Annotated in this window: 3 protein-coding genes; 1 reads left to right on the top strand and 2 read right to left on the bottom strand. The window is 69.6% G+C overall.

Annotated features, from left to right (window positions below):
- Window positions 1-214: 214 nt before the first annotated feature.
- A complete protein-coding gene (locus tag B0684_RS13630; RefSeq protein WP_051074783.1) occupies window positions 215-478 on the bottom strand; it encodes a hypothetical protein in 264 nt (87 codons plus the stop codon).
- Window positions 479-537: 59 nt separating this feature from the next.
- On the bottom strand, window positions 538-1,617 hold the full coding sequence (locus B0684_RS13625; protein WP_018649829.1) for a metal-dependent hydrolase: 1,080 nt from the start codon (window positions 1,615-1,617) through the stop codon (window positions 538-540).
- Between the two features lie 82 nt (window positions 1,618-1,699).
- On the opposite strand from B0684_RS13625, the gene B0684_RS13620 reads away from it, so the two are divergent.
- Window positions 1,700-5,372, top strand: a 3,673-nt coding sequence (locus tag B0684_RS13620; RefSeq protein ID WP_143592478.1) for a hydantoinase B/oxoprolinase family protein, incomplete at its 3' end; no start/stop codon positions are given.

Here is a 5,372-nt window from a genome sequence, read left to right as displayed (position 1 = left end):
GAGGGAAACCCCGGCCCGCGCTGGCGAGTCAGCGCATGGCAGGTGGCGGACCGAAAGTACGGAAACACAGAGGACGAACCGGGGCCAGCCTGACCCGGCAGGGGGCTGGATGGAGGCACGTAAACACTGGCGACGAACCAGGGCCAGCCACCGCAGGTGCAGGTGCAGGCGAAAGCGATTGGGGCTCGAAGAATGGCCGTCCAGTGCCCGGGGGCTAGCCGCGGGGCTTGAAGCCGGGTGGGTGGCGGGCGATCCAGGTGACGAAATCGTGGACGACCGGTTCGGCGAGGAGCGCCTCGCGCGTGTTCAGGCGTTCCGCCAGGGCTTGTTCGTCGAAGTGTTTGTGGATGTGGTCATGGCAGGGGCGGCAGACCCACAGGATGCGGGCCGCGCGTTCGGCGCGGCTGAATCGCCGGCGGATGCGCTTGCGCCGGTGCTGCTTGCGCGGGATCAGGTGGTGGCGGGTCAGCGCGTCCATCTCGCGGCCACACAGTTCGCAGGCGGCCGCGGGTCCCGGTTCAGGCTCGTCGGAACCGATCACGGCATCTGCAGGCGGCAGCGCGGCGGCGGCCGGGTGATGGCGTAATCGGGTTCGGCCAGGTCCATGAGGCAGGGCGCACCCTCCGGATCAATGATGCGCGTGGCGATGGCACGGATCGCGTCTTCACGCGGGCCCGTCTCGCGGACCTGGCGGCTGGTGATGGGTTGCCAGTCGCCGTCGCGTTCCTCGGCGATCTCGAAGCCGAAGGGGAAGAAGCCAGGTGCGCCGAGGCGCAGGTCGGTGACGACCAGCCGGTCGGGGGCGTCGGTGTGCTCGGCGCGGTGGAAGCGCAGGAAGTCGCCGGCGAACCATTGCAGACGCTGGCCGTCCTCCAGGGCCAGGGCCTCCTCCTGCAGGTGCGCGCCGCGCTCGAAGGCCTCGAAGTCCGGCCGGATCGGCTGGTCGAAGATGCCCACCCATGCCTCCAGGAATTGGTCATCATCCACGACGGTGATGCGCCACAGCAGGAGGTTGAACGGGGTAGGCTGCACCATGCGGGGCTGGTCCTGCAGGTCCATCGCGATCAGCGCGGGCTGGATGCGGTGGTCGATCCAGACCTTCAGCGCCAGGCCCGAGCCCGCATAGGCGGTGGAAAGGACCAGTCCGGCCACCAGCAGCCGCGGCGCGAAGCGGTAGAACAGCGCGCCGATCGCGGCGACCAGCAGGGGCAGGGTGTAGAGCGGGTCGATGACGAAGATCGAGGCGGTCCCCACCGGCCCGGCGAAGGGCCAAAATAGCTGGGTGCCGTAGGTGGTGAGCGCGTCCAGCAGCACATGCGTGGACAGCACCAGGAACAGGAACCACCACCAGCGTCCGAAGCCGATATCGCGGGTGGCCGGAATGCGTGCGAGCAGGCCCGCTACGCCCGTCGCGACCAGCAGATGGACCAGCAGGGAGTGGCTGAAGCCGCGGTGATAGATGAAATCGGAGACGTCGTCCCCGTAGGCTATAAGCACGTCCAGGTCCGGGACGATGGCCACGGCGGCGCCCAGCAGGATGGCCTTGCGGCCCAGGCGTGATCCGAGGGTCAGGCCGCCGACAACGGCGCCCAGGCTGGCTTGGGTGACGGGATCCATGCGGGAGCATTTCCTTTTAGGTGACGCGCTTGCGACTGGCGCGCGGCGCCCGAGTTCACGTGATCAAACCAGAGCGGCAGACATGACTCAAGTCGGAACCGACAACCAATGGCAGTTCTGGGTGGATCGCGGCGGCACCTTCACCGACCTGGTCGCACGCGACCCGGAAGGACGGTTGCACACCCGGAAGCTGCTGTCGGACAACCCGCAGGCGTATGCCGACGCCGCGGTGCAGGGCGTCCGCGACCTCCTCGGTCTGGCCGCCGGCGCGGCGATCCCCGCCGGGGTGATCCACGAGGTGCGCATGGGCACCACGGTGGCGACCAACGCGCTACTGGAGCGCAAGGGCGAGCCGACCCTTCTGGTCGTCACCGCAGGGTTGGAGGACGCACTGGCGATCGGGCACCAGGCACGGGCGGACCTGTTTGCGCGCATCATCCGCCTGCCACAGCCGATCTATGCGCGGGTTGCACCGGTGCGCGAACGGGTGAACGCGGCCGGCAAGGTCCTCCAGCCGGTGGAGCTTGATGAGCTGCGTCCGCGCCTGCAGGCGGCGCTGGATGACGGCATTCGTTCGGTGGCGATCGTCTGCATCCACGGCTATCGCTATCCGGCGCATGAGCAGGCCATCGCGGCGCTTGCGCGGGAGATGGGTTTCGCCGAGGTGGCGACCAGCCACGAGACCAGCCCCCTGATCAAGCTGGTGCCGCGTGGCGAGACCACGGTGGTGGATGCCTACCTGTCGCCCGTACTGCGCCGCTATGTCGATCAGGTGGCCGGCGAACTGGGGGATGTGCCGCTGCGCTTCATGCAGTCGCATGGCGGGCTGGTGGACGCGGCACACTTTCGCGGCCGCGACGCGATCCTGTCCGGGCCGGCCGGCGGCATCGTCGGTGCGCTGAAGACCGCCGCGCCACTCGGCTTCGAGCGCCTGATCACGTTCGACATGGGCGGGACCTCCACCGATGTCGCACACCTGGCCGGGGAGCTGGAACGCCGCCAGGAGAGCGAGGTGGCGGGTGCGCGTCTGCGCGTGCCGATGCTGGATATCCATACCGTGGCCGCTGGCGGTGGGTCGGTCTGCCGCTTTGACGGTATCCGCTTGCGGGTCGGGCCGGAGTCCGCCGGCGCGCAGCCCGGCCCGGCCTGTTACGGCCAGGGTGGGCCGTTGACGGTGACCGATTGCAATGTGCTGCTGGGGCGCTTGCGACCGGAGTATTTCCCGGCCGTGTTCGGCCCCGAGCGCGACCGACCGCTGGACCCGGAGCCGGTCCGGCAGCAGTTCGATGAGCTGGCGGTTCAGGTCATGTCGATGACGGCTGAACGGGTGACGCCGGAGGGGCTGGCCGAGGGGTTGTTGCAGATCGCGGTGGAGCACATGGCCCAGGCGATCAAGACCATCTCGGTGCAGCGGGGCCATGACGTGTCGCGCTATGCCCTGGTCTGCTTTGGCGGGGCGGGTGGGCAGCATGCCTGCCGGGTCGCGGAGCAATTGGGCATGCGCCACATCCTGTTCCATCCGCTGGGAGGCGTGCTGTCCGCCTACGGGATGGGGCTGGGGGAACTGCGAGCCCTGCGCGAGCGCAGCCTGGAGTGGCCCCTGGACGAGGAGCATGTCGCAGCGATCGAGGCCGCGCTGGACGATCAGGCCACGGCGGCGGCCGCGGCCCTGGCGGAACAGGGGGTGGAACCTGGGGGCATGCGCATTGAGCGGCGGCTGCATCTGCGGCTAGCCGGCTCGGATACGGCGCTGGAGGTCCCAGCCGGCTCCACCCATTCTCTGATGGAGGCCTTCGCTGCGGCTTATCGTGGGCGCTACGGCTTTGCCCCGCCGGATCGCGAGCTGGTGGTGGCGGTCGCAGCGGCCGAGGCCATCGCCGCCGGGACCGAGTTGCCGCCGGACCGGGTACCGGAATCGCTGGTCGAGCGTCCCGCACCGAAGGCGGATACGGTCGCGATGATCGTGGCGGGCGAGATGCGCGACGTACCCCTGTACCGGCGCGAGGCCCTGGGCCCCGGGATGACGTTGGCAGGGCCGGCACTGGTGATCGAGGACACCGCCACGCTGGTGCTGGAGCCGGGCTGGCGGGGTCGCATCGAGCACGAGGGCACGCTGTGCCTGGAGCGCGAGGTGGGCGCCGGTCGGCGGGGGGCAGCCGAGACAGCCGAGACCACCGATGCGGACGCGATCCCGCGCGACCCCATCCTGCTGGAGGTCTTCAATAATCGGTTCATGGCGATCGCCGACCAGGTGGGGTTCACCCTGCGCAATACTGCCCATTCGGTGAACATCAAGGAGCGCCTGGATTTCTCCTGTGCACTGTTCGATGCCAGCGGGAACCTGGTTGCCAATGCTCCGCACATGCCGGTGCATCTGGGCTCGATGGGCGCCAGCGTGCGCGCGGTGGTCGCGGCGGCGGATGGTGATCTGCGTCCCGGAGACGCCTGGGTGCTGAACGATCCCTACAACGGCGGCACCCATCTGCCGGACATCACCGTGGTCACGCCGGTCTTCGTGGGGCCCGGGGATGCAGTGACGGAGGATCCGCAGGCCGGGATCGCGCAACCGGCGTTTTTCGTGGCCTCGCGCGGCCACCATGCCGATGTCGGCGGCATCACGCCGGGTTCTATGCCGGCCTTCTCCCGTCGGCTGGAAGAAGAGGGCGTGCTGATCCCGCCGACCCTTCTTGTGCGCGATGGGCGTTTCGCGTCTCCGGCGATGCGGGCGCTACTGGGATCGGGCGAGTGGCCGGCACGCAACCCGGAGCAGAATCTGGCCGATCTGGAGGCCCAGGTGGCGGCCAACCGCAAGGGGCTCGAAGAGCTGGGCCGGCTGCTGGACGAATATGGCGTGGCCACGGTGGCGGCCTACATGCGGCATGTGCAGGACAACGCCACCGAGGCGGTACAACGGCTGATCGCGGGCCTGGAGGGTGGCACGTTCACCTATGCGCTGGACAACGGGGCCGAGATCCGGGTGGCCGTGACCCCCGATCCGGGAGCGCGTCGCCTGCGGATCGATTTCGCGGGGACCTCGCCGGCCCGCGAGGACAACTTCAACGCCCCGGGCTCCATCGTCCGTGCGGCGGTGCTGTACGTGCTGCGCACGCTGCTGGAGGACGAGATTCCCCTGAACGATGGCTGCCTGGCGCCGGTGGACCTGGCGATCCCGGAGGGGTGCCTGCTGAACCCGGCCCCACCCGCTGCAGTGGTGGCGGGCAACGTCGAGACCTCGCAGGTGGTGACCGACGCGCTGTTCGGCGCCCTCGGGGTGCAGGCCGCGGCCCAGGGCACGATGAACAACCTGACCTTCGGCGATGCCGAGCGGCAGTACTACGAGACCATCGCCGGTGGCGCCGGGGCCGGACCCGGCTATGACGGGGCCAGCGCCGTACAGACGCACATGACCAATTCGCGCCTGACCGACCCGGAGGTGCTGGAGAGTCGTTTCCCGGTTCGGGTGGAGCAGTTCGGCTATCGCCGGGGCTCCGGCGGCCGGGGGCAGCGCCGGGGGGGTGACGGCGTGATCCGGCGGTTGGGTTTTGATGCGGCGATGGAGGTAGTGCTACTGGCCAATCGCCGCCGCGTTCCTCCATTCGGGCTGGCGGATGGCGAGCCGGGGGCGCTGGGCGAGGATGCCATCCTGCGCGCGGATGGCACGCGCGAGCCGATGGCAGGCTGTGATCGCCAGTCGGTGGCGCCGGGGGATGCGGTGGAGATCCGGACTCCGGGCGGCGGCGGCTACGGGCGCGTCA

Source organism: Thioalkalivibrio versutus (assembly GCF_001999325.1).
Classification (GTDB): domain Bacteria; phylum Pseudomonadota; class Gammaproteobacteria; order Ectothiorhodospirales; family Ectothiorhodospiraceae; genus Thioalkalivibrio; species Thioalkalivibrio versutus.
The sequence above is the reverse complement of the archived record's forward strand: the minus strand, read 5'-3'. Positions and strand labels throughout refer to the sequence as shown.